Origin of the sequence: Dietzia sp. E1 (assembly GCF_014145015.1) — a bacterium.
Classification (GTDB): Bacteria; Actinomycetota; Actinomycetes; order Mycobacteriales; family Mycobacteriaceae; genus Dietzia; species Dietzia cinnamea_A.
The window spans coordinates 1-1,406 of the sequence record NZ_JAALDU010000431.1 but is presented as its reverse complement, the minus strand read 5'-3'; the positions used below and the strand labels follow the sequence as shown (position 1 = coordinate 1,406).

2 protein-coding genes are annotated in these 1,406 nt (G+C 72.2%); one reads left to right on the top strand and one right to left on the bottom strand.

The window, feature by feature from the left end:
• Window positions 1-801 (bottom strand): oxygenase MpaB family protein (locus G6030_RS13490; protein ID WP_182643473.1); only part of this gene is annotated, 801 nt, incomplete at its 3' end.
• 102 nt (window positions 802-903) lie between these two features.
• Here G6030_RS13490 and G6030_RS13485 point away from each other — a divergent pair.
• The coding region (locus G6030_RS13485) for a CPBP family intramembrane glutamic endopeptidase (protein WP_182643472.1) at window positions 904-1,406 on the top strand (503 nt) is incomplete at its 3' end.

Here is a 1,406-nt window from a genome sequence, read left to right as displayed (position 1 = left end):
ACCGAGCGGCCCCGCGGGCAGCTCCAGCATCGCGCGCGCCCAGCCGGGCAGCGCCGCGACGGCGCCCGCCCGCAGGAGCGCGTACGCGGGCTTGTCGGTCCACGCCATCGGCGGACCGTCGAGGAGGAAGCGGCGGGCGTCGAGCGCGGCGGGGGAGGCCTCCAGCTCGGGACGGTAGGACTCGAGGGCGTCCTCGAGCTCACGAACGGTCAGGGGTACGTCCCTCGCGCCGAGCATGAGGCCGGTCCGCGCGGCCTGGCGCACGTAGTCGTCCCGATCGGAGGCGAACAGCTTCTCGCGCCCGTATAGGCGGTGGCACTCGAGGAAGCTCCAGATCTCGGCCACGTGCACCCAACGCAGCAGGTGGGGGTCGCGGGCGTCGTAGGGGCGTCCGCGGTGGTCGGTGCCCACGACCGTCCGGTGCGCGCCGTTGATGGCGCGGATGAGGGCGGAGGCGTCGGGGATGGTCCCGAAGGTGGTGGTCGCGATGAACTGCGAGGTGCGCTGCAGGCGGCCCCACGGGTCACCGCGGTAGTCGCTGTGGTCGGCGACCCCGGCCATGGCACCGGGGTGCAGGGATTGCAGCAGGAGCGCGGTCAGTCCGGCGGCGAACATCGAGGCGTCCCCGTTGACGCGGCAGATGGCGTCGTCGGGCGAGTTCCACCGTTCGCCCTCGGACAGCCAGATCTGGTGCCGGCGGGCGTCGGCGTCGTCGCCGGCGATCCTCGAGCGGACCACCAGGCCCACCCTGCGGCGGGCGCCGGTCAGGGCGCGGGACGCGGTCATCGTCACCGTGGTCATGGCGGACACCACCGTGTGCCGGAGCGGTCGTCGAGGGACGAGAGCCGTTGTGCGCGTCACCATACCCCCGGTACGGACCCGGCGCGAGGTATCGTCGGGACGATGTCACCGCACGACCGCATCACGCACGACCGCGTCCTGTTCGACCGCTCTCGCCTCCGGGGGGTGGTCGGGGTCGTCGGGGTCCTGGGGACGTTGGTGGCCATCAACCTCACCGCGAATCTGGCGCAACTGCCGTACCGCGAGTGGATCGTGCCGCTGGCCGTGCTCGTGATGGTCGTGGTGGTCAAGGCCCGCGGCATGCACTGGGCCGAATTGGGCCTGTCCCTGCGCCACATGCCGCGCGGACTGGCGTACGGCCTCGCCGCGACCGTGGCGGTGACAGCGGTGGTGACGGCCGGGTGCCTCATCCCGGCGACCAGCCCGTTCTTCCTCTCCGAGCGCTACTCGGACCTGCGGATGGCGGTGTTCTCCGCGCTCGTGCTCATCCCGTTGATGACCGTCCTGCCCGAGGAGTTCGCGTTCCGGGGCGTCCTGCAGGGTGCCCTCGAGCGCACCTTCGGGACCACCGGGGTCTTCGTGATCGGCTCGCTGGCGTTCGGTCT